The 25146-nt window shown below is 37.8% G+C and carries 20 protein-coding genes and 1 pseudogene; 19 read left to right on the forward strand and 2 right to left on the reverse strand.

The features are described 5' to 3' along the window. The 4 genes from BM141_RS14625 to BM141_RS14640 form a co-directional block, all read left to right on the forward strand. A partial coding sequence (locus BM141_RS14625; RefSeq protein ID WP_143090942.1) for a transposase occupies positions 1-333 on the forward strand: 333 nt, incomplete at its 5' end. Further along, positions 333-845: a mannosyl-3-phosphoglycerate synthase gene (locus tag BM141_RS14630; protein WP_262509461.1), complete on the forward strand. Its 513-nt coding sequence runs from the start codon at positions 333-335 to the stop codon at positions 843-845. The genes BM141_RS14625 and BM141_RS14630, both read left to right, overlap by 1 nt. Positions 846-857: 12 nt before the next feature. Next, the gene (gene mpgP / locus BM141_RS14635) at positions 858-1667 is read left to right on the forward strand and encodes a mannosyl-3-phosphoglycerate phosphatase (protein WP_091547947.1); all 810 of its coding nucleotides are present in this window, start codon (positions 858-860) and stop codon (positions 1665-1667) included. Between the two features lie 90 nt (positions 1668-1757). Beyond that, entirely contained in the window at positions 1758-2114 is a 357-nt protein-coding gene (locus BM141_RS14640; protein WP_091547949.1) for an RNA recognition motif domain-containing protein, read from the forward strand. A gap of 77 nt (positions 2115-2191) precedes the next feature. Here BM141_RS14640 and BM141_RS14645 read toward each other — a convergent pair whose 3' ends face one another. Then, positions 2192-2986 (reverse strand): alpha/beta hydrolase, encoded by a 795-nt coding sequence (locus tag BM141_RS14645; protein WP_091547951.1) that lies wholly within the window; start codon positions 2984-2986, stop codon positions 2192-2194. A gap of 421 nt (positions 2987-3407) precedes the next feature. On the opposite strand from BM141_RS14645, the gene dusB reads away from it, so the two are divergent. Together dusB and BM141_RS14655 are read left to right on the forward strand one after the other, a co-directional pair. Beyond that, positions 3408-4457 carry a tRNA dihydrouridine synthase DusB gene (gene dusB / locus BM141_RS14650; protein WP_091547953.1) on the forward strand — a complete coding sequence of 350 codons (1050 nt, stop codon included), beginning with the start codon at positions 3408-3410 and terminating at the stop codon, positions 4455-4457. After that, positions 4454-5689, forward strand: a complete 1236-nt coding sequence (locus BM141_RS14655) for a glycosyltransferase (protein ID WP_091547955.1) — start codon at positions 4454-4456, stop codon at positions 5687-5689. The genes dusB and BM141_RS14655 overlap by 4 nt, the downstream gene beginning before the upstream one ends. Here BM141_RS14655 and hpt read toward each other — a convergent pair. After that, complete coding sequence (hpt, locus tag BM141_RS14660; RefSeq protein ID WP_317039461.1) at positions 5668-6198, reverse strand: hypoxanthine phosphoribosyltransferase; 531 nt, start codon at positions 6196-6198, stop codon at positions 5668-5670. The two genes, BM141_RS14655 and hpt, sit on opposite strands and share 22 nt — an antisense overlap. 214 nt (positions 6199-6412) lie before the next feature. Here hpt and trpS point away from each other — a divergent pair, with 214 nt between their 5' ends. The 13 genes and pseudogenes from trpS to BM141_RS14725 all read left to right on the forward strand — a co-directional run bounded on the left by trpS (position 6413) and on the right by BM141_RS14725 (position 25146). After that, positions 6413-7384, forward strand: a complete 972-nt coding sequence (gene trpS, locus BM141_RS14665; protein WP_091547960.1) for a tryptophan--tRNA ligase — start codon at positions 6413-6415, stop codon at positions 7382-7384. Between the two features lie 19 nt (positions 7385-7403). Continuing rightward, the gene (locus BM141_RS14670; RefSeq protein ID WP_091547962.1) at positions 7404-8876 is read left to right on the forward strand and encodes a sensor histidine kinase; all 1473 of its coding nucleotides are present in this window, start codon (positions 7404-7406) and stop codon (positions 8874-8876) included. A gap of 82 nt (positions 8877-8958) precedes the next feature. Beyond that, positions 8959-9345 carry a hypothetical protein gene (locus BM141_RS14675; RefSeq protein WP_091547964.1) on the forward strand — a complete coding sequence of 129 codons (387 nt, stop codon included), beginning with the start codon at positions 8959-8961 and terminating at the stop codon, positions 9343-9345. A 385-nt stretch (positions 9346-9730) separates the two neighbouring features. Beyond that, positions 9731-11203 carry a Do family serine endopeptidase gene (locus tag BM141_RS14680; protein WP_091547966.1) on the forward strand — a complete coding sequence of 491 codons (1473 nt, stop codon included), beginning with the start codon at positions 9731-9733 and terminating at the stop codon, positions 11201-11203. A 279-nt stretch (positions 11204-11482) separates the two neighbouring features. Continuing rightward, positions 11483-13381, forward strand: coding sequence for an amidophosphoribosyltransferase (locus BM141_RS14685; protein WP_091547968.1), 1899 nt, complete (start codon positions 11483-11485; stop codon positions 13379-13381). Between the two features lie 79 nt (positions 13382-13460). Further along, complete coding sequence (locus BM141_RS14690) at positions 13461-14117, forward strand: hypothetical protein (RefSeq protein WP_091547970.1); 657 nt, start codon at positions 13461-13463, stop codon at positions 14115-14117. Between the two features lie 155 nt (positions 14118-14272). Continuing rightward, entirely contained in the window at positions 14273-15169 is an 897-nt protein-coding gene (locus BM141_RS14695; protein WP_091547971.1) for a DMT family transporter, read from the forward strand. Between the two features lie 9 nt (positions 15170-15178). Continuing rightward, positions 15179-16114: a tRNA epoxyqueuosine(34) reductase QueG gene (gene queG / locus BM141_RS14700; protein WP_091547973.1), complete on the forward strand. Its 936-nt coding sequence runs from the start codon at positions 15179-15181 to the stop codon at positions 16112-16114. A gap of 122 nt (positions 16115-16236) precedes the next feature. Next, on the forward strand, positions 16237-17070 hold the full coding sequence (locus BM141_RS14705) for a CvfB family protein (RefSeq protein WP_091548074.1): 834 nt from the start codon (positions 16237-16239) through the stop codon (positions 17068-17070). Between the two features lie 45 nt (positions 17071-17115). Beyond that, entirely contained in the window at positions 17116-17748 is a 633-nt protein-coding gene (locus tag BM141_RS14710; RefSeq protein WP_091547975.1) for a PAS domain-containing protein, read from the forward strand. Between the two features lie 608 nt (positions 17749-18356). Next, a pseudogene (locus BM141_RS14715) lies at positions 18357-21266 on the forward strand (methylmalonyl-CoA mutase family protein); the annotation flags it as partial. Between the two features lie 43 nt (positions 21267-21309). After that, the gene (locus tag BM141_RS14720; protein WP_091547979.1) at positions 21310-23934 is read left to right on the forward strand and encodes an alpha-L-rhamnosidase-related protein; all 2625 of its coding nucleotides are present in this window, start codon (positions 21310-21312) and stop codon (positions 23932-23934) included. Positions 23935-24012: 78 nt separating this feature from the next. Beyond that, a complete protein-coding gene (locus tag BM141_RS14725; protein ID WP_091547980.1) occupies positions 24013-25146 on the forward strand; it encodes a DUF3667 domain-containing protein in 1134 nt (377 codons plus the stop codon).

Consider the following 25146-nt stretch of genomic DNA (forward strand, 5'->3'; position numbering starts at 1 on the left):
AAGGGTTATATTACTGCACTAAAAGAAGAATTTGCAGAAAGAAACTTGCACTTAATCACTAAGTTAAGAGCTAATATGAAGAAAAATCAAGTATTAACAGAACCACAAGCCTATTATTTAAGGCATAGAGGATTGATAGAAACTGCTTTCGATGTACTTAAAAATCAACTAAATATAGAACATTCAAGGCACAGAAGCCCTAAAAATTTTCTTATTAATTTGCTGGCAGGCTTAATTGCTTATACATTTTTGGAAAAAACACCAAACATAAAAGCATATCCACAAAAATTAGAGGACAAACAAATTGTATTTATTCAAGAAAATGTAAAATAATTCACGTTAATTACTATCTGAATAGACTCATTAGCCTTTACACAGGCTTTGAAACAGACGTCATCAAAACAGGAAACTCAGGCGAACATGCTCTCACCACTAATTTGGCGATGCTATTAGATTATTCCGCAGGGTTTTCTATTGAAACTTATCATTTTATCAATTTAATAGAACAGTTTGGTGGAGTATTGGAAAGCAAGTACCCCGAGGTTATGCAAAAAGCAGTCGAGATTTACCAAGTCGAGTCCCGTAATCCGCACCTACACGAGGTAAAAGACGAAGACCACATCAAGGAAATGATAGAAAGTTCTTTAAGCGTTATTTTCCACTCAGCCATTAGTCCAAGTGAACTGAAAAAAGAAGTGCTAAGAGAACTCAGAAAACTCAAAATCATAAACAAAGAAGAAGTACCCAACCAGCCTACTAAATACAAAGCCTTGAACTTAATTGACTTAGAAAAGTTTTTTCAAGAAATAGATTTAGAAAAGTATTGCAATTTCTCCAACAACTAACCCGCATTGCCCATGAACCAATACGTTGTTTATACAGACTTAGACGGCACGCTTTTAGACATCAATACCTACTCTTTTGACCTTGCCAAAGAAGCAGTTGGCGAACTCAATGCCCATCAGATTCCTCTGGTTTTTTGCTCTACCAAGACCTTTGCTGAGCAGATTTACTATCAGCATGAATTAGGCGTTACCGCTCCCTTCATTGTAGAAAACGGGAGTGCTATTTTTATCCCTCAAAACTATTTTTCTTTCCCTTATCACTTTGATAGCCAAGTAGAAAGCTATCAGGTCATAGAATTAGGCAAGCCTGTTTCCCTGATTCGTAAGGCTATGCGCGACATCAATAGAAATCTGGGAATGAGATTGAGAGGTTTTAATGATATGCCTATGGACGAGTTGGAGCGTTTGTTGGGCTTAGACAAGGACAAAATACATAAGGCTTTGGCAAAGTCGTACACCAAGACGCTTCTGAACAGCCTAAGCGAGAAAGAAGTATTGAAAATCAAAGAAGAACTCTTAAAAAGTGGGCTAACTATCGCCAAAGGAAGTAAATTCTACTCTGTCATGTCTATAGATACCGACAAGGGAAAAGCCGTAAAAATTTTGAATGAACTTTTTGCAAAAAAATACAAACAGTTCACTTCCGTAGGAATAGGGGACGGACTGAACGATTTCCCCATGCTAAAAGTAGTAGATAGACCATTTTTGGTGCAAAGACACAAAGGCTTTTGGGAAAACCTCAACCATGGCAACATAGAAAAAATAGAGGCTGTCAGTTCGCAAGGGTTTAGTAAGGTCATTCAGCTACTTTTAGCACAATAAAAAATATATTTTATCATATTTTGGGTTTTATGCTAAAAATGCCAAATTAATTCCCTACCTTTGAAACGTTAAACTTTAATTTGTTATTTAATGAATATTTATGTTTCTAACATTTCCTTCAAACTTACTGAGGGAGAGTTGCAAGAGGCTTTCGCCGAGTTCGGTGAAGTTTCATCTGTAAAAATTATCACAGATAAATTTACAGGAAAGTCTAAGGGCTTTGGTTTTATCGAAATGGAAAATGATGATGAAGCCGCTAATGCTATCGAGCAATTAAATGGTATTGAACTCGGTGGAAGAGAAATTCAAGTTAAAAAGGCACTTCCTAAAACTGAAAACAGTGGAAGCAGAGGCGGTTACGGCAACGACAATCGCTACGGCTCATCAGACAGAGGAGGTTACAAACGCAACAACAGTTACGATTCAAAGAAGAACAACAGATACTAATCGATATACAGGTTATTTGAAATTTGGTCTTATTTGAAAAAAAAGCCTACAATCTGAAAATTGTGGGCTTTTTCTTTTTACACAATGACTTGATTGTTAAAATGATGCACCAATTGATGATGCCCACATTCTAAGACTTTGATTTCACGCTTTGCCAATCTATACTGCAAAGGCTTGATAGTCTGTATATTGATTAGCCTATCATACTTACCTACATAGAAAAAAACTTTTATTTCCGCTCTATTGAGCACCTTGGCTAATTCTTTGACATCTACCTCCAAAAAGCGGTACAGCATCCATGTCTGATAGACCTTTCTGCGTTTTTGAGGAGTTCTCATTTCGGTATCTGCTAACTTTAAGACGGTCTTATGGATTAGTCCGTATTTGCCTAAACGTTTTACCGTTTTTCTATAAAAATCTGTTTCTGTGTGTGTAAAATATTTGAAAATTTTTTGTAAAGGTGGAAATTTTGTCGCTACTCTATACCAAGCATTGATTTGAATACCGTCTGGGGCGAGCAGATAAAGCGAATGGACTTTTTCAGGGAAAAGAAAAGCACTCACCAAAGCTATTCTTCCTCCCATGGAAAACCCAATCAAATCAAAAGTAGTTATCTGGTTATCAGATAAGAAATTGGCTAAAATTTGTTTCCACACTGAAAAATTCAGATGGCTTAAATTTCCTTTCCATTCACTTTTCCCATGAAAAAATAGGTCAATACTGTAAATAGTATGCCCAGGAAAACTTTTAGTAACTTCTTGAAAAACAATGCTTTCTTGACCGTATCCATGAAAAGCTAATAATTTTTTATCTCCTTTCCCAAACACTTGGAAGGCGAGCGTATAGCTATCTTGTTGAATAAAAGAATACATAGAGAATAAATTTTTGCCAAAGTTTAGCTTTTATGTTGTAAATTTGCAATTTAAATTGGTTCTCTGACACTTTACTGTGTAAAACTTATGTTTTTAGTCTGCCATTGACTAACACCGTAGGTGTGCTATTATTGTAGAAAATAATGAATAAAACCGCGTAGCGGTGGTATATTTTACGCCTATGGCGTTGCTGTATATTGGGCTTGCTCTTTTCCACAAAGATGACAGCCCCACGGGCTTAATTTACATGTAGTATCTAACTCCACTACAAGTGTCAAAGAACCCCTTAAATTTTGCTTATGAGCTATCTGAGAAGTATGTTTAATATCTCTTCTGGTGTATTTTAAGCAGGTCAGACGATAGTTAGACCGAATTTCTTAGAAAGTTTCATAGCATGTAAAGCACAAAATAAACTAAATATATGAAAATAGGAGAGGTAATTTTGCCAGATTTTCCCTTACTGCTCGCACCTATGGAGGACGTAAGCGACCCGCCTTTTAGGGCAGTTTGTAAGGAAAATGGAGTAGATTTGATGTACACGGAGTTTATCTCGGCAGAAGGACTGATTAGAGATGCGGCAAAAAGTATTCAGAAATTAGATATTTTTGAATACGAGCGACCTATTGGCATACAAATTTTTGGCGACAAAGTGGAGGTCATGAGAGAGGCAGCGGCAATAGCCGATGCGACTAATCCTGAGTTAGTGGACATTAACTACGGCTGTCCCGTGAAAAACGTAGCTTGCAAGGGAGCCGGAGCGGGTTTGCTCAAAGACCTTCCTAAAATGCAGAAAATCACAGAAGAAATCGTCAAAATCTGCAAAAGACCTGTAACAGTCAAAACTCGCTTGGGCTGGGACGATAATTCCATCAATATACACGAGGCGGTAAAAAGACTACAAGATGTAGGCGTACAAGCAATCACTATCCATGCTCGCACAAGGTCGCAGATGTATAAAGGCGTAGCAGATTGGCGTTGGATTGCAGAAATCAAAGAGAGAGCAGACATTCACATTCCTATTTTTGGGAATGGCGACATAGATTCTCCAGAAAAAGCCCTCGAGTACAAAAATAAGTATGGCGTGGATGGCATGATGATTGGGCGTGCAGCTATTGGCTATCCTTGGATTTTTAGGGAAGTCAAACACTTTTTCCAAACAGGGGAAAAACTCCCCCCGCCTACCTTCCAAGAAAGAATAGAAACTTGCAAAAAGCACTTGGATTTTTCTGTGCGGTGGAAAGGAGAAAAATTGGGAATTTTTGAAATGAGAAGGCATTATACAAGCTATTTTAAAAATTTACCAGACTTTAAACCTTTTCGCACCAGATTAGTCGAAGCCCCTACATACAGCCAAGTCTTAGAAATTTTGGAAGAGGTAAGTGAAAAATATGCAAATAATTATCTTTCTTTGATAGAAGAAAAAGAACAAACTGAGGCTGTAGAAAATATAGACTTTTGTATGGCTTTATGAAAAAACCCAAAATTTTAGTACTTTCTCCTTGGTATCCCTCGCTGGCGAACCCTGTGCAGGGTATTTTTGTGCAAGAGCAGTCTGCCTTGATGACTGAAGATTTTGATGTAAGAGTATTAGTAGGAAAGCCTATATACATTTCTCGCTTTGATTTTTTACTGCAAAAAATCAAAACCAAATACCTAAAGCAAAATCTTCCAAGCAAAATCAGCCCATACCCTATCGCTCCTCCAGCAGCCTACGAAGCGACTTATTTCTACTCTCCTGACTTAGAAGCCCATCATAACCTTTACCTCATGGAAGAGTGTTTTAAAACTGCACTCAATTATTGGATAGAAAAGGAAAATTGGAAGCCTGATTTGATACATGCGCATGTTACGAATCCCTCTGGCATTGTAGCAAGTGTATTACAACAGAGTTTTGATATACCATTTATTATTACAGAGCATACGAGCACCTTTTTATTACATGAGTATTCTTATTATTTAAGTAATAGAATCATTCATAACTTGTTAAATGCTAATGCTGTTTTGGTAGTAAGTAATCATCAAAAACATCTTTTATTGATACATAAAATTTACCGTCCAATAGATGTAGTGGGCAACTTAGTAGATGAATCTCATTTTTTTATAAAAAATCAAATAAGTGAAAAAAGTAAATTTGTAATTTTAAACACAGTACGTCCTTCTTTTGAAAAGGATTTAAAAACATTTTTGTATTCAGTAAATGAGCTGATAAAAGCAGGACACGAAGACATTAAGGTTGAAATCATCTTATCGAGAAGTAGAGAAGATACTATTCAGTTTGAAGATTATGAAAAAATATGCAAAGACTTAGGCATAGCCCAATTTTGTCATTTTCACTATATAATTCCAAGAGAGGAGATAGTTAGTTTTTATCAAAACTGTGATGTTTTTGTCTCTTCGAGTATTGTAGAGTCATTTGGGGTCGCAGTTTGCGAAGCTCTCATGTGTGGCAAACCTATAGTTTCTACGGCAAACGGAGGTGTAGAAGATATGGTCAATCAAGAAAACGGCATCATCGTTCCCCTTCAAGACTATCAAGCAATGGCAGAAGCTATCCTTAAAATCAAAAATAAAGAAATAGTTTTTGACCCTCAAAAAATTAGGGAAAGTGTAGTAGGCAAGTATGGAAAAGAGGCTTTTAAAAATAGGCTAAGTAAGATTTATATTGACCTTGTGAACTTAAATCAAATCTCCTCGACCACATAAATATCTTGCAGATTCCTTCCGTAGCCGTCATAGTCTAAACCATAGCCCACTACAAACTTATTCTCAATCTCAAAACCCACATATTTGATTTGTACTTCTTTTTTTAATGCAGAAGGCTTCATCAGCAAAGTAACTACTTCTAAAGACTCAGGGCGAAACCTTTTTAACTCTTGCATAATCTCAGAAATGGTCAGTCCCGTATCTACTATATCTTCTATTAGTACTACGTGGCGTTGGAATACGTCATCGTCAAAGCCAAGAATTTGGTCGACTTTTCCTGTGCTTTGCATGGATTCATAAGAAGTAAATTTGACAAAAGTAATCTCAGACACAATATCTATCTGGCGAATCAGGTCTGCAGCGAAAATAAAAGCCCCATTTAAGATAGTAATAAACAAAGGATTAAGGTCTTGATAGTCCCGTGCTATCTGCTTGCTTAGTTCAGAGATACGTTGCTGAATTTTTGCTTGTGGAATAAATAAATTGAAATTTTTGTCTTTGACTAACATGATAAAAACTAAGTTAGTTTATGCTGATGAATAGCATAAGAGTTTTTTACTTATGCGTTTAGCTATTTTTAACTTTCTGAAAACGAAGTTATCTAAAACCTTGTAAATAAGTCTGAGATTTCAGTTTTTTTTGTTTAAAATTTTTCAAATCTCAATTTAACATAGCAATTTTGTAAGAAGTTTAATATTTAGCGACGACTTATTACTTTCATACATGGCGAGAATACTTACAGGTATCCAAAGCTCGGGCAGACCACATTTAGGCAATTTATTGGGGGCAATCATTCCGGCTATTGAGCTTTCCAAATCAGAGCAAAACGAATCTTTTTTCTTTATAGCGGACTTACATTCGCTTACTACTATCAAAGACGGAGAAAAACGCAAAGAATATATCTATGCTGTAGCGGCCGCATGGCTTGCATTTGGCTTTGATACACAAAAAAATACCTTTTGGAGGCAGTCGCGCGTGCCTGCACATACCGAATTAGCATGGTACTTAAACTGTTTTACTCCCTACCCAATGCTGGCAAATGCTACTTCTTTCAAAGATAAGTCTGAGAAATTAGCCGATGTCAATGCAGGGCTTTTTACGTATCCTGTGCTACAGGCAGCGGACATCTTGCTCTACGATGCCAATTTTGTTCCCGTAGGTAAAGACCAGAAGCAACACTTAGAAATTACCAGAGATATTGCTGAAAAGTTCAATGCAGAATATGGAGAGGTTTTTGTAGTACCAGAAGCAAAAATTAGCGAGGAGGTCATGGTCATTCCCGGTACAGATGGGCAAAAAATGAGTAAATCCTACAACAATACCATTGACATTTTTCTCTCAGACAAAGACCTCAAAAAACAAGTCATGAGTATCGTTACAGACAGTACTCCTTTGGAAGAACCAAAAAATCCAGACACTTGTAATGTCTTTAAAATTTATGCTTTGTTAGGAAGTGATGAACAAGTTGCAAAAATGAGAGTTAATTACTTAGCTGGCAATTATGGGTATGGACATGCTAAAACTGAACTTTTAGAACTTATTAAAGCTAAGTTTGCTAAGGAAAGAGAAGTTTTTAATTATTACATGAGCCATCTTCCTGAGTTGGACAAAAAATTGAATGAGGGAGAAGAAAAAGCAAAAGCCATCGCACAAAGGGTATTGGACAAGGTTCGCAAAAAATTAGGATTTGCATAGCATCTCTTACCAAACACTAATGGGTAACAACTATCAAAATAATAGTACTATTTACAATCTGATTGAAAATGGGAAAGAGGCAGACTTTATTCAAAAGCTGCTTGTGACGATTCCACATTTGGTATATGTATATGATGTAAGCCAAAGCAAATATGTATATGTAAATCATCATATCAAAAAATTATTTGGTTATGAAGTAGAGCAGATTTTGGGAAATTCTGCCCAAAAGGTAGTTGAGCAAACGTTGCAAGTACACCCGCAAGACATAGAAATGCTCTATGATACTTGGGAAAAAGTGAGGAATCTTTCCCAAGATGAGGTAGTAGTAGGAGAATATAGGGTAAAAAATGCTGATGAGCAGTGGATTTGGGTGAGAGATAATATTAGAGTTTTTGCTAAAAATGAACAAGGAGAAGTAACCAAAGTCATAGGATACGTAGAGAATATTACCCCACAGAAAGATGCGGAAAAAGATATTCAAAAACTGCTTAGACATTATGCCCATCACATCAAAAAACTCAAAGAGCAGAACCAAATTCTTGCCGAGCATGAGCATAAACTAATGTCGGCAAACGAAGAACTTATCAGCCAGCAAGAAGACCTTAAAATGGCATTAAGTGAATTATCTGTGAAGCACAAAGAATTAGATGCAGTAAATGAGGAACTCCTAAGCCAGCAAGAAAACCTCAAAATTGCGTTTGATGCACTTACTACCAAAAATCAAGAATTAGATAAAGCCAATGAGGTCTTGATGGCACAGAAAGAAGAGATGACAAAGTTGGTCAAAGAACTCTCTGATAGAAACTTCGAGCTTGACCAGTTTGTCTATAAGATTTCTCACGATATTCGTTCTCCTTTTACCTCTATTTTGGGATTAGTCAATCTGATGAAGGTAGAAACCGACCCCCAACGCCTGCATGAATCAGTCAAGCACATAGAGAAAAGCGTCTTGCGTTTGGATTCTTTTGTCAAGTCCATGCTCAACTTTGCCCGAATTAGTAGGGAAGAATTTAATCCAGAGGAGATTTTCTTTTATATACTCATAGACGAGTGCTTGAATGACTTTAAATATTTAGAAAATTTTGATAAAATTGCAGTAGATATCAACATAGAAGACCAAGAAAGCAAGTTTTATAGTGATTCATTGAGAGTAAATAGCATCTTCCGCAACATTATTTCCAATGCTATCAAGTACCGAAAGCCATACATTGAGCAAAGTTTTTTAAGCATAGATATTCAAGTTACACCCGAATACGCCAATATTACTTTCACAGACAACGGCATAGGCATCAAAGAAGAATACCTTAATAAGGTTTTCGGCATGTTTGTAAGGGCTACCGAACGCTCCGATGGCTCAGGTTTGGGGCTTTACATCGTAAAGCAATCCGTAGAACGCATGAATGGGACTATCCAAATCCAAAGCAAGTATGGAGAAGGTACAATTATCAACATCATACTTCCCAACCTAATAAATCAGGTAGCAGGCGGATAAAAACACTCAACTAAGGATAAAATCAAAAATATTTCTTAAATTAGAGGCTTTGATTCCATTTCCGAATAAAACTAATACAAACATGAAACTTTTTAAAAAAATATTATGGATTAGCTTAGCAGTCGTTGTCTTAGGTACTGCGGGCTTCTTTACCTTTGCTTATAATGTAGAATATAGCACAGGTTTTCGAGCAGGCAAAATCACCAAATTTACGCGTAAAGGCTATATTTTCAAAACCTACGAAGGTTCGGTAGATGTGGGTGGTATCAATAGCAGCAGAGGAATGGTAAGTAGTACATGGGACTTTTCAGTTGATGGAAGCCGCAAAGATGTCATTCAAGCCATCGAGAAAGCCATGTTAGACGGTTCTCACGTCAAATTATCCTATGAAGAGAAGTTTTTTCAATTTTTTTGGCGTGGAGATACTAAATATTTCATCACCAAAGTAGAAAGCCATGACGTAAAATGAAACATCTACCTATGTTTTCAAACATTTTTCAAAAATCAAATTGGCAAGAAAACTCAATCTAATTTTATGATATTGTGTCAGTATTAAGGGTTCTGCTTTTTATAAAAACTGACATATTGTCTTTGTCTTTGCAATAAATTTTAAACAACTCTTGGTATAAGTGGGATTTTGTAGTTAATTATTCTTAATGCAGAGGGTTGTAAGGTCAATGTTACTTTTTTTGTATAGATATTGTTAAATAAGCTAACAAAGTGAAAATAGAATTGTATTTATTCATATGGGTAACTTTTCTAAGCATTTACAAACATATAAATACAGTTTTAGATTTGTGAAATTAACCATAACGAATAATCTAATAAAACAAAACATTGATAGATAAAAACTTATGAAAAAAATAATGATAACATTGCTCATTGCCTTGGTAGGCGGTGCAGCAAGCATAGGTCTATACAAACTGGCAGGATTTGATAAAAAAGAAATCATCTTCCAACAAGTTACAAGTAGCCCTTCTACTCTAACACGCTTTGGAGAAGGGGGATTAGCTGATTTTACTATAGTAGCGGAAAAAGCTAATCCTGCCGTAGTGCATATCAAATCTACTTTTGGTAGCACACGTACCTCAGAACGTCGTCGTCAGCCCCAATCTTTAGAAGATTTGTTTGACTTGTTTGGAGAAAACCCCTTTGAAAACAGAAGAATACCTCAACAAGGGGCAGGTTCGGGGGTGATTATCAGTAGTGATGGCTTCATCGTTACCAATAATCACGTGATTGATAACGCCGACCAAGTGGAAGTAACCTTGTACGACAAACGTTCATACAAAGGAACCATTATTGGTACCGACCCTTCTACTGACTTGGCACTCATTAAAATTAATGAAAAAGATTTGCCTACACTTCCTTTTGGCAATTCTGATGCGGTAAGAGTAGGCGAATGGGTGGTAGCTGTTGGTAATCCTTTTAATCTAACCTCGACTGTAACCGCAGGGATTGTGAGTGCCAAAGCTCGTAATATCAATATTTTGCGAAGCCAAGACAACTCTGCTATAGAGTCTTTTATCCAAACTGATGCAGCAGTAAATCCCGGCAATAGTGGCGGTGCTTTGGTCAATATGAACGGGGAACTCATAGGAATCAATACCGCAATTGCTTCGCAAACAGGTTCTTTTGCTGGTTATTCTTTTGCTGTACCTTCTAATTTGGTAAAAAAAGTAACTGAGGACATCAAAAAGTTTGGTTCGGTACAAAGAGGCTATTTGGGTATCATTATCAGAAACTTAGATGCAAAGCTGGCTAAGGAGTTAGACTTGAATATTACCGAAGGGGTCTATGTAGATAGCCTGATGGCGAACGGCTCTGCAGCAGCGGCAGGTGTAAAGCCACAAGACGTAATTATCAAAGTAGATGGAACACCTGTAAAATCTGTTCCCGAACTCCAAGAGTTTGTAGGAAGGCATCGTCCCGGTGATGTAGTAACGCTACTGCTCATCAGAGATGGCAAAGAAAAGGAAATCAAAGTAACCTTGAAAACAAGGGAAGGAAGCACAGAAGTAGCTAAAAAACCTGTAACTCAGACTAAGTTTGACTTGTTGGGTATTGAGTTAGAGAAAGTATCAGAAAAAGAATTGAAGCGTTTGGAAATAGAAGGTGGGGCTAAGGTAAAGTCAGTAGGTCGTGGCAAAATTAGCAAGCATACTGACATCAGAGAAGGCTTTATCATTACACGCATAGGTAATAAATTGATAAAAAGTCCTGAAGATGTGGTCAAAGCCTTAGAAGGAGCAAAGGGAGGGATCATGATAGAGGGCATACACCCTGAAGAAGGCGAAATACGTTACTATGCTTTTGGAATAGATTAACAGATAGATAAGATAGCAAATAAAATCTTTTAGATAACTTTAAGAACACAGATTTGACAAATAAAACTGATTTTCGCAGATAAAACTGTGATTACTTAGTTAATATCCCAAATCTGTGTTCTGTATTTATTTTGTAAAGGCATAAATATTTTGCTTAAAGCAATTGAAATGAGCATTTGATTAATTTTATCTGCTATCTATTTCAAAACTCGAAAAATTAGAAAATCTCAATTAATTTTCGCAACTTTGCAGTATCAATTTTCTGCACTGCAATTTTTTATGACTGATACAGTAAACCATGAGTGCGGTATAGCACTTATCAGACTTCGTAAACCTCTTTCTTATTATATAGAGAAATACGGTACACCTACTTATGCCTTAGATAAGTTGTACTTACTAATGGAAAAACAGCATAATCGTGGACAAGACGGCGCAGGTGTAGCGAATATCGTACTCAATTCCAAACCCGGCTATCCTTATATTTTCAGAGAACGCTCCGTAAAGTCCCAACCTATTGCAGATATTTTTAAAAAAATCTATAAAAAATTTAATAAGGCAAAAAGTAATTTTCACAAAGAATACCTGAATGCTCACTGGCTTCATCACAATGTGCCGTTCTCTGGAGAATTGCTATTAGGGCATTTGCGGTACGGAACACATGGGGAAAATTCCATAGAAAATTGCCACCCGTTTATTAGGAAAAATAACTGGCGCAGTAGAAACTTGGTGGTAGCAGGGAATTTTAATATGACCAATGTAGATGAACAGTTCGATAAATTGGTTAGTTTAGGTCAGCACCCCAAAGCGATGGCAGACACAGTTACCGTATTGGAAAAAATAGGGCATTTCTTGGATATGGAAAACCAGCGTTTATTTGATATTTTTAACGAACAGGGATATACTAACCAAGAAATCACAGACTTGCTTTCAGAACACATTGATTTGCAGAGAGTTTTACAACGCTCTTGCAAAGATTTTGATGGAGGTTACGTGATGGCAGGTTTGACGGGATATGGTGCGGCTTTCGTAGCAAGAGACCCCGCAGGGATTCGCCCTGCTTATTACTATGCCGATGAGGAAGTGGTAGTGGTAGCTTCTGAAAAACCTGCCATTAAGACTGCGTTTGACGTGCAGTACAGTGAAATCAAGGAAATTAGTCCTGCACATGCGCTTATTATTCAACGTAGTGGGGAGTTAGGCGAGTTTCAGTTTACAGAAGTCTTGGAAAAAAAATCTTGTAGTTTTGAACGCATCTACTTTTCAAGAGGCACAGATCCCGATATTTACCGCGAAAGAAAAGAATTAGGAAGGCTTTTGACAGATAACATACTGAAAGCCATAGACTACGACTTAGAAAATACCGTTTTTTCATATATTCCTAATACCGCAGAAACGGCTTTCTTGGGCTTAACCAAAGGCGTAGAACGCTTTTTGATAGACCAAAGGAAAAAAGCGATTATCTCAGGCAAACTCTCCCACGAAGAGATAGAGAAAGTGCTGTCTTTTAGACCAAGAGTAGAAAAATTGGTCATCAAAGATGCCAAGATGCGTACTTTTATTACTGACGATAGACACAGAGAGGACTTGGTAGCTCACGTATATGATACTACTTATGAGGTAATTAGAAAGCGAATAGATACAGTGGTGGTCATAGATGATTCCATAGTTAGAGGGACAACTTTGGAAAAAAGTATTATCAACATGCTGGAGAAATTAGAACCCAAACGTATAGTCATCGTTTCTTCTGCCCCTCAAATCCGCTATCCTGACTGCTACGGTATAGATATGTCGCGAATGCAAGATTTTGTTGCTTTTCGTGCTGCTCTTGCCTTGCTCAAAGAAACCAAAAGCCAATATTTATTAGAAGAAGTTTATCATAAATGCTTAGACTCTTTAAAGTTAGAAAAACATAAAGTTAAGAACTATGTCAAGGAAATTTATGCTCCTTTTACTGACGAGCAGATTTCTGACAAGATTGCAGAAATCGTAAAGCCTAAGCACGTAAAAGCCGAAGTCAAAGTTGTATTCCAAACCGTAGAAAACCTGCATAAAGCCTGTCCTAACCACTCAGGAGATTGGTATTTCACAGGGGATTACCCTACCGCAGGTGGGAATAGAGTAGTGAACCGTGCTTTTATTAATTTCATGGAAGGGAAAAATCAAAGAGCTTACTTATAATACTTACTAAACTTGATAAAATTTTACAAAATCTTTTAGGAAAAACTAATTATTTAGTTTATTATTAATTTTTTAATTTATGAAACAGTTTTATCTTTTGGGCATTATCAGTATTTTTATTTTAACTGCTTGCGGGGAAGATTTGAACGAAAGAGATAGAAAAATAAAGCAAACACTAATGAAAATGGCAGATGGTGTGCCTTGTATTTCTTTGACTGTAGCACCTGATTCTCTCAATAAAGACATTTTGGTAGCTGTTGGCATCATGGAAGACAGCTCTCGCATAGAGGCTTTGCTCAAAAAAGATGATGCCTCAGACGGATACATTGGTAGGGAAACCTTTGGCTCAGCTTTAGCTCGGGACATGAGCAAGAATATAGGTATGAGAGTTACCGACCTAAGTATGCAAAAAGCAGACGAGCAGGGAACTTTTAAAGGCAAAGCCTTGCTAAAAACAGGAGAGAAAATCTCTTTTATCGCTCACCCCGAGAAAGGCTGGTATCCTGAAAATGACCTTAATGTATTACAAACCATTACCAAGTATCAAATTATCAAAAGTTTAGAAAAAGGTAAAGAACTCATTGATTTTAGTATTGCTCCAGAAAATTCAGGAACTTACAGGGGTAAATATACGCTTAAATCGGGAGAGGAGCAGTGGGTATATGTAGTACATACAGGCGAGGGCTTCACTTGGAACTTATCCGAAGCCTATACACCTCCAACAAAAGGAAATTAGGGCTTTTAGCTTGCTTAGTCTGCAAGGCGGTGTTGAGCCAATAATGTCGGAATGTTATTATGTAGCATCATTGTCTGCGGCATTACATTTTTGACTCTACCTAAATCAAGTAATATAAGCGGCTCTGTCCCTACCAAATATAACATTTGTAATTCATGTTCAGAGATTACTTGCAGTTACACTTTTTAGTCTTACTTTGGGGATTTACGGCTATCTTAGGGAGGCTGATTCATGTGCCTTCTACTGAGTTAGTGCTTTACAGAACCTTACTTGCTTCTCTTGGCTTGTTGTTTTTTCTCTATCTTCGCAAAGAAAAAATAAGGATAGACAAAGCGGGCATCATTAAGATTATGCTTACAGGCGGTCTGATTTCGGTACATTGGATATTGTTCTTTGAGGCAGCACGCGTAGCCAACGTATCAGTTTGTTTGGCAGGCATGGCGACAAGTTCTTTGTGGACTTCTATCATAGAACCTTTAGTTTCCAAGAAAAATATAAAATGGTACGAGGTAGTGCTGGGCTTGGTAGTAATTTTAGGCTTGTATATTGTCTTTCACTTTGAATTTCATTACATTGGCGGATTGCTCATGGCGGTTGCTTCTGCTCTGTTAGCTTCTATTTTTAGCATTATCAATGCCAAATTTACTTTCAAGTACAATCACTTTACCATTACTTTCTACGAAATGCTTGGGGCATTTTTAGTAACGGCGATTTTAATACCCGTATATCAGTATTTACTCTATCAAAATATTGGTTTCCAATCACTTCCTAATGGCATGGATTGGCTTTATCTCTCTATTTTGGCTTTAGTTTGTACGGTATATGCCTATTCAGTAGCCGTAGAACTGATGAAGAGGATTTCTGCTTTTGCCGTCAATTTGACGGTAAACTTAGAGCCTGTGTATGGAATTTTGTTGGCAGTACTCTTTTTTAATGAGCATCAAGTAATGAGCAAAGAGTTTTACGTAGGCACTTTGATTATTTTACTAGCAGTGTTGATATACCCGAGCATCAAAAAATGGGACGAGAAAAGAAAATTAGCGAGAGGTTAAAACTGATAAATGCTTAAAAAACAGGATTATACAACTTTTATTAAGCAAAAAGCCAAAGAATTAGGTTTTGACTTTTGTGGAATTTCCAAAGCTGAATTTTTGGAAGAGGAAGCCCCTCGCTTGGAAAAATGGCTCAACCAAAAAATGCACGGACAAATGAGCTACATGGAAAATCACTTTGACAAAAGGCTTGACCCGCGCCTGCTCGTTCCCGATGCAAAGTCAGTAGTTTCCTTGCTTTACAACTATTATCCTTCTAAAAAAATACTGCACACTGACGAAACGCTAAAAATTTCTAAATATGCGTATGGAGCTGATTATCACTTTGTTATCAAAGATAAGTTAAAAACTTTTTTCAAAGCTATCCAAGACCAAATAGGGGAGGTAAGCGGGAGAGTATTTGTAGATTCTGCTCCCGTCATGGACAAAGTCTGGGCGGCAAAAAGTGGCTTAGGGTGGATAGGGAAACATACCAATCTACTTAATAGAGAAAGGGGTAGTTTTTTCTTTGTGGCAGAGTTGATTTTAGACTTAGAATTGGAAGTTGATGCCCCAACCAAAGATTATTGTGGGACTTGCACGCGTTGCATAGATGCCTGCCCTACGGAAGCTATCGTAAGCCCTTATGTAGTTGATGGAAGCAAGTGCATTTCTTACTTTACCATTGAGTTAAAAGACGAAATTCCAGAGGATTACAAAGGAAAATTTGAGAACTGGATATTTGGTTGTGATATTTGTCAAGATGTTTGCCCTTGGAACAGATTTGCTAAACCGCATCAAGAGCCTCAATTTGAGCCAAGCGAGGACTTAGCTAAAATGAAAAAGAACGACTGGAAAGATATTACAGAAGAAATATTCCATAATATTTTCAAAAAGTCAGCCGTTCATCGAACAAAACTAATGGGACTAAAACGGAACATTAATTTTGTTACAGAACAAAAGTAAGATTTGTTGAATTAAAATCCTAATTTTACGCAAAATTTTTGTAAAAAAATTAAACAAAAGTGTTTAATTTTAAAGGATTTAAGTTAAACAAAATAAAATATTACATCAATATTACACTTTTTATGCTTAAAATAGGCAGGTTCAATACACTTAAAGTAGTAAAAAAAACGCCACAAGGTTTGTATCTGGACTCGGACAGAGGCGAGATTTTATTGCCTAACAAATACATTCCCCAAGGCACTACTATTGGCAGTAAGGTAGAAGTTTTTATCTATTCGGACTCCGAAGACCGCCTCATTGCTACGACTTTGAAGCCCTATGCCCAAGAGGGAGAATTTGCCTGCTTGCAAGTAAAAGAAGTTACAAAAATGGGGGCTTTTATGGAGTGGGGCTTAGAAAAAGACCTATTCGTGCCTATCAAAGAGCAACATAAACCTATGGCAGTGGGCGAAAAGCACGTAGTTAGGGTTTGCTTGGACTTGCGTACTGACCGCCTACTTGGGGTAGCAAAGTTAGGCTCGTTCTTAGAAAAAGATACCAGCAACTTACAGATAGGAGAGGAAGTACATCTTTTAGTATATGAGTTTACTACGCTTGGAATTATGTGCATCGTAAACAATCTTTACGCAGGAATGTTATATAAAAATGAAGTTTTTAAAGAACTAACTATTGGTGAAAAAATCAAAGGCTATGTTAAAAATATTCGTGAAGAAGACGGAAAAATAGACCTTAGCTTGCGCAAAGAAGGTTTTGAGGGTATCAAAGACCAATCAGAAATCATCTTGAAAAATCTCCAGCAAAACGGTGGCTTCCTCCCTTACGGCGACAATAGCTCCCCAGAGGAAATAAAAAAACAGTTCCAAATGAGCAAAAAAACATTTAAAAGATTGATAGGGAACTTGTATAAACAGGGCAAAATCGTAATTTTGGAGCATGGAATTAGATTAAAAGCCTAATAAAATAGAACCTAAAAGCGTATGAATTAAGCTATATTAAGATTTATGATAAAAAACGAAAACCTCCTGACTTTACAAGACAAGTACGAACTCTTAGAAAAAATAATGAACAATATCTCGGTCATTATTTACATTATGTCCGTAGAAACCTTAGGCATGGAGTACATGAGCAGAGAAGTACGAAACTTGTTAGGATACAGTGAACAAGAATTCATCAATCAGCCTGATTTTTCTTTAAGCCTCTATCATTCCGAAGACTACCCCAACGTAGCAGCAAATATTCGACATTCTATGTCTATGAAAGACAACGAGTTAAATGCTTTTTCCTATCGTATTCGTCACAGAAGCGGCGAGTACCGATGGTTTGAAAGTAAAGAATTGGTATTTGAAAGAGATAGCTACGGTAACGCTACCAAAATACTCGGCTTTGCTCAGGATATTACTGATAAAGTAAACTATATCAATGAGTTAGAAAAGAAAAACGAACAACTTGCCGAAATAGCCCGTCTTAATTCACATGAAATTCGCCGTCCTCTGGCAAATATTTTAGGTTTGGTTGCCTTGTTTAACAGAGAAGACCCCGCAGATGAGTTTAATATAGAAGTACTTGACAAAATGGACAAATCCGCCCGCGAACTTGACGAGGTTATTCATCGAATTGTGGATAATACGTATTAAATAGTAAACAAAGAAGTGTTTTTAAAGATAATATAGAAAGCATTAACAAAAAAAACAGTCCCTCCGCAAAGCAAAAGGACTGAATGTCATTTGTTTCAAATTTACCCCCTTAATAAATATTTTCAAGGCATTTTTACTGCCTCTAAATATCATTTTTGATATTACAAAATTACAAGGTTTTTCATTGCCAGCCAATAGCATCATTTGCTCAAAAATCATAAGTAGAAATCCTTAAATTTTTGCTAAGTAAATCCATTCGTTAGATTAGGATAAATTTCCTACTTTTGCATAGATAATACTTTGGCTTTTCATGTGATAACACATGAAAAGATGATTGTGCATTATTTCACGTATTATCTCTCGGTATGAAGTACGTGAAATACTAACTATTTCACTCATAACTCCAAAACGCCATGACAACGCCCAATAAAATACTCAATCCTCAAAATCATCAGCTCATTGCCCAACTCATCAGCTTGGCAGAAAACTATCCTGACCAATACGAAAAAATCAGGGAACATTTATCAATTGACAATGAGCAATCAACAACTAACAACCAACAACCAACAACTTCAAACCATCGCAACAGCGAACCGTTCAAGCCATCGCAAACCCCTGTATTAGGCATCACAGGCACAGGCGGGGCGGGTAAGTCCTCTTTGGTAGATGAGTTGGTACGTAGGTTTCTTTTATACACAGAAGAAAAAACCGTAGCTATTATCTCTGTCGACCCTTCCAAGCGCAAAACGGGAGGCGCACTGCTTGGCGACCGTATCCGTATGAATAGCATTAATAATCAGCGAGTTTATATGCGTTCTTTGGCGACTCGTCAGTCCAATCTGGCACTAAGCAAGTACGTCAAAGATGCCATAGACATCTGCAAGGCGGCAGGTTTTGACCTCATTATTGTAGAAACTTCGGGCATTGGGCAGTCCGATACAGAAATTACCGAACACGCTGACGTTTCTCTTTACGTCATGACCAGCGAATACGGGGCAGCTACGCAGCTGGAAAAGATTGATATGCTGGATTTTGCAGATCTGATTGCAATTAATAAGTTTGATAAAAGAGGCTCGCTTGATGCCCTCAGAGATGTGAGAAAGCAGTATCGCCGCAACCGCAACTATTGGGAAGGCAAAGATGAAGACCTGCCTGTGTACGGAACTATCGCCAGCCAATTCAACGACTTGGGAATGAATATTTTGTTTGGAAAAGTCATGGAAAAGTTGGGTATTAATTACAAATTACTAATGAATAATGACCAAGCACAGTCTGACAATCTAATAACGGCAAACAACCAACAATTAACAACCGCAAACAATCTCAATCAACTTCAAACAAATGTAATCATTCCCCCCAACCGAGTACGCTACTTAGCAGAAATTGCAGAAAATAGTGATAGCTATGACCGTTTTGTAGAAGAGCAAGTGCATTTAGCACGAAAAGCCTACAATTTATATGGAACTATCGAGACCTGCAAGGTTTCCAAAACCTTACAGGTCTTAGTATTACCTGAGAAAATAGAAAACTTGGAAAACGAATCAGAAATCGTCAAATTCTTAGCACAGGAATACGAAAAAACGGTTTCCCAAATAGACTATGCGTGTCGTCAAAAACTACAAAATTGGGCAAAAACAAAAGCACTTTTCACTGCGGAAAAATATCAATTCAAAGTACGTGATAAAATCATAGAGCAAGACCTTTATACAGAAACACTCTCTCACCTCAAAATTCCCAAAGTTGCCCTGCCCAAATATCAAGATTGGGGAGATATTTTGAAGTGGATTCTGACCGAAAATGTAGCGGGAGAGTTCCCGTATTCCGCAGGTGTTTTCCCACTCAAACGAGAAGGCGAAGACCCTGCGCGTATGTTTGCAGGCGAAGGTAACGCAGAGCGTACTAACAAAAGATTTCATTTCTTGTCTATGGGAATGCCCGCCAAAAGGCTTTCCACCGCTTTTGATTCTGTAACTTTGTACGGAGAAAATCCAGACCGCCGTCCTGACATTTACGGAAAAGTAGGCAACTCTGGCGTAAGCATTTTTACCCTTAACGAAGCCAAAAAATTGTACTCTGGCTTTAACCTTTGCAATCCAAATACCTCCGTTTCCATGACTATCAACGGTCCCGCCCCTATGATTTTGGCTTTTTTCATGAATACAGCAATAGACCAACAATGCGAAATTTACATTAGAAAAAATGGATTATTGGAAGAAGTGGAAAGAAAGATAAAAGAAATATATGCCAATTTACACTTGACAGGTTTTAAAAACCTGTCAGGTGTGAAACCTCAATATAACGCCCCCCTTCCCGAAGGTAATGACGGTTTAGGCTTGCTACTTTTAGGCGTAACAGGCGACCAAGTGCTTGATAGAGAAGTCTATGAAAAAATAAAAGCAGAAACCTTGCAAGTAGTTCGTGGAACGGTGCAAGCTGATATTTTGAAAGAAGACCAAGCTCAAAATACCTGTATTTTCTCTACGGAATTTGCCTTGCGAATGATGGGAGATATTCAAGAATACTTTGTCAATCATAAAGTTAGAAATTTTTACTCTGTTTCTATTTCAGGTTATCATATTGCCGAAGCAGGGGCAAACCCCATTTCTCAGTTGGCATTTACCTTAGCCAATGGTTTTACTTTTGTAGAATATTACCTAAGCAGAGGTATGCACATTGATGATTTTGCACCAAATTTGTCTTTCTTTTTCTCCAATGGCATGGACCCCGAATATTCGGTCATGGGCAGGGTAGCTCGCCGAATCTGGGCTAAGGCAATGAAATACAAGTACAAAGGCAACGACAGAAGCCAAAAACTCAAATACCATATCCAAACCTCTGGTCGCAGTTTGCACGCTCAAGAAATCGCTTTCAATGACATCAGGACAACTTTACAAGCCCTCTATGCAATTTATGATAACTGTAACTCCTTGCATACCAACGCTTATGATGAGGCAATTACTACCCCAACAGAGGAAAGTGTAAGACGTGCCTTAGCGATTCAGTTGATTATCAACCACGAGTTAGGCTTAGCTAAAAATGAAAATCCTTTACAAGGCTCTTTTATCATAGAAGAACTCACAGACTTAGTAGAACAAGCTGTTTTACAAGAATTTAGAAATATCTCAGAGCGTGGCGGCGTACTTGGGGCGATGGAGCGAATGTACCAACGCAGTAAAATCCAAGAGGAAAGCCTCTACTACGAAACCCTCAAACACGAAGGCAAACTCCCTATCATTGGGGTAAATACTTTTCTTGACCCTAATGGCAGCCCTACAATTATCCCACAAGAGGTAATTCGTAGTACTATAGAAGAAAAAGAACTCACCATCAAAGACTTAGAAAACTTCCATGCCTTTCATGCAGAAGAAGCAAAAATAGCCTTGAAAAACCTACAAAGCACTGCCGTAAACAACGGAAATATCTTTGAAAGCCTGATGGAAGCGGCAAAAGTCTGTTCTTTGGGGCAGATGAGCCAAGCTTTATACGAAGTAGGTGGGCAGTATCGCAGGAATATGTAAGGAATTTTGCTATCTTTCGTAAACTTGAAAATGAAATAATAACATGATATTAAAACCGAATCGCCGTAAGTTCCTGCAACAACTGACCGCGGGGACTTCTCTGACCTTGCTTGCAGAGCAGGTCAATGCAGATGAATGGGAAGGAACAGAGCCACAAGAATTGTTCTCCCCAGAATACATAGTACATTATCAACTTTCTCAAACCTACGGCAAGCCGCTTAATCTCACTCCTGCACAGTGGATTTGGCTTCCCGCAGGACGTACTTTGCCTAATACTTTCCTACTTTTCAGGAAAGTTTTTACCTTGAACGAGCAGGTAAGCAAGGCGACAGGCTGGATTTTAGGTGAAAGTAGGTACAAACTTTATCTCAATGCAGAGCGGATACAGTGGGGACCTGCCCCCTTTGACCCAAGGTGGGCAGAAGCAGACCCAATGGATTTGACAGGAAAATTAATTCAAGGGAATAATATCATTGGGGTAGAGGTACTTTACTATGGTTTTGGTGATGGCACTATGCCCATAGGCAAGCCGGGTTTTATTTTTAAGTTGGACATAGAATACGCCTCTGGACGCAAAGCAAGTATTATTTCTGACGAAACTTGGCAGGTCAGCATAGCTGATGCTTGGAGAATAGGGCAGTACAAACGCTGGTATTTGCGCTCCCTCCAAGAGGAGTTTGATGCAAGATGGTATCCTTATGGCTGGAATACGCTTTCTTATTTAGATGAAAAAAAGGAAGAGCGAAAATGGTACTCGGCGACTCGTATTGCTGGGGCTTCCGCAGACAAACCTGTCATAGCCTCTTGGGCAAGGGACTACCTTTACGATGCAGGAGGGGCAAATCTCGCTGAGGTAGAGTTACGCCAAAGAAGCGTACCTATGCTCAAAGAAAACCTTGTACCCATCAAAAAACTTTCCGAACAATCTATACTAAAATGGAAAGTTGCTCCTGATGAGTTTTTCCAATTCAATATGCCCGAGTCTATTTGTTTTACTGCTTCTCGTGAAAATTTTGTCATCTCTATTACTGAGAATCAGTATGTTTTTGAAGCCCAAAAGAAATTAGCTTATGCCCTTACTTTTGAGTTTGAGGTTCAGTCAGTAGGATTTCCTTATTTTACCATAGAAACCTCCGAAGGCACTATCGTTGAACTTTTAGTACACGAAGGGCATGACACACAAGGCGACTATTTTTTGCTTAATACCCACTTTAATTCTTGGAGCAAATTTACTTGCAAAGCAGGCATCAATAAATTTGAAATATTTGATTATGAAAGCCTTAGATGGTTACAACTCCATGTACATAATGCAGAAGGCACAGTTAAAATCTCAGAAGTAGGCATGAGGCGTAGGGAATATCCCTTTGCAAATCCTCCCCAATTCAAATGTTCAGACAAAAAGTTGGAGAAGCTATTTGATGCCTGCGTGAATACTATTTACAACAACTCCCAAGAAACCATAGTAGATGGCATGGCAAGGGAACGACAGCAGTACAGCGGTGATATAGGACATATCTTGCATGGCATTGCGCGAGGGTTTGGCGATGTGCCTATCCTTGTGCGCTATTTGAATACATATAGCCAAGGACTAACTAAAACAGGTTTTTTTTTAGATACTTGGCCCGCCTATGACCGTCTTGCGCGTCTTATGGAGCGAGAAATCGGCATTACAGAGTGGGGACCACTCTTAGACCATGGAGTAGGCTTCAATTTTGATTGTTACTATTATTACCTCTACCACGCTGATACTTTTGCACTCCAAGAAGTATATCCTCGCCTAAAAATATTTTTTAACTACCTCAAAAGTATCCAAAAGCCTGAGGGAACGATGCCCGTAGAAAATTTGGGTATCCCGACGGTTTGGATTGACCATATTGCCTATAAAAAACAAAAACATAAAGAATGTGCTTTCAGCTTGTACGTAGCGGGAATGTGTAGAGAGGCTCTTTCCAAACTTGCTTTGGCAATGAACGAACCTGCCTTTGCTAAGGAAGTAATTGCTTTCGGAGAAAAAGTCTTAGCTGCTACTCAAAAAAAATTCTGGGACGAGAAGCGGAAAATATACATTTGTAACAAACCTTGGATAGGAGAAGAAAACGAAATTCGCTACTGCGACCGCTCTTTGAGCATGGCAGTTCTTTATGGATTAAATATTGGAAATCAAGATGATAATGCTATAAAAATACTTGCTGAAACACCTAACGAATTAGGTATTTCTTACCCAACCAATGCAGTGTGGAGGTACTGGGCATTAGCCAAAGGTAAGCGCATAGACATACTACTCAAAGAGTTTAGAACGCAGTGGTACGAAGCCCCTTCCGTACAACTTAACAACGTCTTGGCAGAGTTTTTAGAGGTCAAACCTGATACGAACAACCAGTGGAGTCATGCTTCTATCGCTCCTTTCTTTGCTCTTTACATAGACATAGCAGGGGTAAAGCCTCTCAAAGCAGGGTACGAAGAAGTAGAAATCGCTCCACAATTAGCGGATATTCAGGAATTTTCTATTACAAATTATACTATCAAAGGAGCTATCTATCTTGACTTTAAACATCAGGCAGGTAAATTGAAGGCAGAAATTCACCTGCCAGAAGGCATCAAAGGTGTATTCGTTTGGAAAGATAAAAAGTACATTTTGAAAAGCAGGGAAAACAAGTTAGAGATATGATAAAAGCAGTTTTTATAAAAATCTCCTGTATATTTGTAAGATGTAGCAAAGAGTTACCAACCCATTAAAGAGTACCTGATGAAAAAACTGCGAAAAGGAGAAAACTGCTTAAACTGTGGGCTAAAATTAGACAAAAAATACAATTATTGTCCTCAATGTGGTCAAGAAAATACAGACAACAAAGTGTCTTTAAGGACTTTGATAGCAGATACTATTTTAAACTACTTTAATTTTGATATGCTTCTGGGGCGAAGCCTGCTACCCTTTCTTTTCCGCCCAGGCTATTTGGTCAAAGAATTTTTAGAGGGTAAACGAGTAGGGCATATCCACCCTGTCCGCTTATATTTGATAGTCAATTTTTTATTTTTTCTTGTATTTGTTCATACCATTGATTTAAGCATCATCGATAAAAAGTTAGCTTTGACAGAGAAAAGAACCCAACCTAACAAAGTGAAAAAAGTAGTAGTTTTTGGAGAAAAAGATACCACAACGCTGACAATGAAGCAGTTTGCTCAGAAATGGGAAATAGACACGCAAAAGCTAAGAGGAGATTCCTTAGCTAATTTTTTAGCCCGAGAAATAGAAAAAAGGAAAATTCCTATCAAATACGCAATCAAAGAGTCTGAAGAAGAAGACATGATTGATGTCGGCTTAGGAGCAGACGAAAAATTGAGTTGGCAAAGGTTTGTCAAATATATAGGCAGAAAAGACCTCCCGCCAGAGGCATTTTTGGACTCTGTTGGTATCAAAAGCAGAACTTCTTTTGCTATCAAAGCCGCCGAGCAGTCTATGAAAATAGGACGCAACGACCTGTCTATGTTTATTTTAAATGTGGTGGAGAATATCCCTTTGATGATGATTATTATGCTGCCCCTGCTTGCATTTTACCTCAAATTTTTTTACCTTTTTTCCAAGCGATTATACATCGAGCATCTGGTTTTTACCTTTCATTTTCAATCATTTAACTATCTACTTTTAGGAGCTGTCTTGCTTATTGCCAATATTAAAGGAATCCCAGACGATGCGGTAGAGAGTGTTGCTGGCTGGTCAGTGCTGATATGGATTGTGTATAATTATTTCGCTTTCAAGAGAGTATATCAGCAATCTTGGTGGTTTACGCTATTCAAGGTTTTTTGGATAAATATTTTTTATATTACTACCCTGAGTTTTTTCCTATTAGCAGATTTAGTTTATTCATTTTTTACCTATTAA

The organism is Thermoflexibacter ruber, assembly GCF_900113045.1.
Lineage (GTDB): Bacteria > Bacteroidota > Bacteroidia > Cytophagales > Thermoflexibacteraceae > Thermoflexibacter > Thermoflexibacter ruber.

What these genes read in the sequence shown, in the direction of transcription:
- mpgP (WP_091547947.1), top strand. Translation starts at nt 858, where the DNA reads ATGAACCAATACGTTGTTTATACAGACTTAGACGGCACGCTTTTAGAC.
- BM141_RS14640 (WP_091547949.1), top strand. Translation starts at nt 1,758, where the DNA reads ATGAATATTTATGTTTCTAACATTTCCTTCAAACTTACTGAGGGAGAG.
- BM141_RS14645 (WP_091547951.1), bottom strand. Translation starts at nt 2,986, where the DNA reads ATGTATTCTTTTATTCAACAAGATAGCTATACGCTCGCCTTCCAAGTG.
- dusB (WP_091547953.1), top strand. Translation starts at nt 3,408, where the DNA reads ATGAAAATAGGAGAGGTAATTTTGCCAGATTTTCCCTTACTGCTCGCA.
- BM141_RS14655 (WP_091547955.1), top strand. Translation starts at nt 4,454, where the DNA reads ATGAAAAAACCCAAAATTTTAGTACTTTCTCCTTGGTATCCCTCGCTG.
- hpt (WP_317039461.1), bottom strand. Translation starts at nt 6,198, where the DNA reads ATGTTAGTCAAAGACAAAAATTTCAATTTATTTATTCCACAAGCAAAA.
- trpS (WP_091547960.1), top strand. Translation starts at nt 6,413, where the DNA reads ATGGCGAGAATACTTACAGGTATCCAAAGCTCGGGCAGACCACATTTA.
- BM141_RS14670 (WP_091547962.1), top strand. Translation starts at nt 7,404, where the DNA reads ATGGGTAACAACTATCAAAATAATAGTACTATTTACAATCTGATTGAA.
- BM141_RS14675 (WP_091547964.1), top strand. Translation starts at nt 8,959, where the DNA reads ATGAAACTTTTTAAAAAAATATTATGGATTAGCTTAGCAGTCGTTGTC.
- BM141_RS14680 (WP_091547966.1), top strand. Translation starts at nt 9,731, where the DNA reads ATGAAAAAAATAATGATAACATTGCTCATTGCCTTGGTAGGCGGTGCA.
- BM141_RS14685 (WP_091547968.1), top strand. Translation starts at nt 11,483, where the DNA reads ATGACTGATACAGTAAACCATGAGTGCGGTATAGCACTTATCAGACTT.
- BM141_RS14690 (WP_091547970.1), top strand. Translation starts at nt 13,461, where the DNA reads ATGAAACAGTTTTATCTTTTGGGCATTATCAGTATTTTTATTTTAACT.
- BM141_RS14695 (WP_091547971.1), top strand. Translation starts at nt 14,273, where the DNA reads ATGTTCAGAGATTACTTGCAGTTACACTTTTTAGTCTTACTTTGGGGA.
- queG (WP_091547973.1), top strand. Translation starts at nt 15,179, where the DNA reads ATGCTTAAAAAACAGGATTATACAACTTTTATTAAGCAAAAAGCCAAA.
- BM141_RS14705 (WP_091548074.1), top strand. Translation starts at nt 16,237, where the DNA reads ATGCTTAAAATAGGCAGGTTCAATACACTTAAAGTAGTAAAAAAAACG.
- BM141_RS14710 (WP_091547975.1), top strand. Translation starts at nt 17,116, where the DNA reads ATGATAAAAAACGAAAACCTCCTGACTTTACAAGACAAGTACGAACTC.
- BM141_RS14720 (WP_091547979.1), top strand. Translation starts at nt 21,310, where the DNA reads ATGATATTAAAACCGAATCGCCGTAAGTTCCTGCAACAACTGACCGCG.
- BM141_RS14725 (WP_091547980.1), top strand. Translation starts at nt 24,013, where the DNA reads ATGAAAAAACTGCGAAAAGGAGAAAACTGCTTAAACTGTGGGCTAAAA.